The 1424-nt window shown below is 69.2% G+C and carries 1 protein-coding gene and 1 pseudogene; both read right to left on the reverse strand.

All coding sequences use genetic code 11. The annotated features are described in order from the left end of the window. The coding region (locus EXE48_RS18115) for a hypothetical protein (protein WP_137712165.1) at positions 1-693 on the reverse strand (693 nt) is incomplete at its 3' end. Further along, positions 686-1424 (reverse strand): annotated as a pseudogene (locus tag EXE48_RS18120) (hypothetical protein); the annotation flags it as partial. The pseudogene EXE48_RS18120 and the gene EXE48_RS18115, both read right to left, overlap by 8 nt.

Below are 1424 nucleotides of genomic sequence, written 5' to 3' on the forward strand. Positions count from 1 at the left end.
GAACGGCGGCAGGAGCGCGCCGACCGCGAACCGGTATCGCGTCATCTTCGCGTCTCGCGACTCCGTGTCGAGGAGCGCCTCGAGGAGCGGCGGCGACGACACGATCTCGTTCAGGAACCCCTCCGGCGTCTCACCGTTCGTCGGCGCCGCCAGCGACCGGACCCACCGCCCGAGCGCTCGCCGGTCCTCGAAGCCCTCCCACAGCGCGATGAGCGCGCCCGCCTGACTCCGGTCGAGCCGACGGAACGCCGGCCGCATCAACGGGTTCCGCTCCGAGTCCGGGTCGACGTCCTTCCAGCTGTCGCCCTCCTCGTTCTCGACGCGCTCGTTCGCGCGCTCTCGGAACTGCTTGTACGCGAGGTCGCACGCATCGTTTAGTTCCTCGACCGTGCGCATCCGGACGTAGCGCCCCTCCGGTGAGTCGTCGGTCGCGAACAGATACTCGAGGATCGTCGACAGCGGCATGATCTCCTTCGGCTCGATCACCCGCTCGACGTGTCCGAGCGTCCGGACTCCCGCCGCCTGGTACCACGTCAGCACCGACCAGTACGTCGAGAAGCCGTCCGCGAGCGGTTCGACCGTCGGATTCCGGCGCGTATCACCCGTGTAGAGGAGTCGATCCTGATCGCGGTCGAGGACGTCGAGCGCCGGGCGAGTCGTTCGGGTCTGACCGCCGTCGTCGCTCTTAGACATCGTCCTCCTCCGTGTCATTCCGGCCCGCGCGACGGTCGCCCTCGTCGACGGGCCGGTCCTCAAGCTCGGAGCCGGCGTTCTCGTCGACGCCGGTCGCGCCGAGATCCATGTTCACCTCGTCCTCGAGGAGCCGCCGGATCATGCTCGCGTCGCGCCGCGAGTCGACCTCGCGGGCTTCGAGCGCCGTCGACGTCCGCTCCTTCCAGACGATCTCCTCGTACTCCTCGAGCGTCTTCGCGTCCGAGTGCTCCGACTGCATGACCGTCAGCGACGCGTCTGCAGTGACATCGTGGCGCGGCGCCGGGTCGAAGTCGATCGACCCGTCGACCGCCTCGTAGCTCTCCACTGCGAGGAGTACCACGCCGACCACAGCGCCGACGACGGGCGTGTTCGCCACGGCGGCCCCTGCCTGCCATCCGATGAGAGGTAACGCCAGCGCGCCGACTGTGAGCAACCCGTAGAGCCCTCTCGTCACCGGCGACAGGCTCTCACCCTCCGCCGGCTCCGGGAGCCGATGCCACACCGGCATCCGCCGCCGGAGGTGCGCGGGCTTGAGGTCGACCGCGTGGTCGCTCTCCGGGTCGACGTACACCTTCTGACTCGCCGACCCGTTCACACTCACCCGCGTCCGAAGATCGCTGAGATCGAGCCGCGCCGCGCTCGAGAACAGCCGGGCAAAGAACGGCCGGAACCCCTTTCTCGGCACCAGCCGGCCGTTCCCGTCCGGCGCC

It is taken from the genome of Halorubrum sp. ASP1 (genome assembly GCF_005435135.1).
GTDB classification, from domain to species: Archaea; Halobacteriota; Halobacteria; order Halobacteriales; family Haloferacaceae; genus Halorubrum; species Halorubrum tropicale.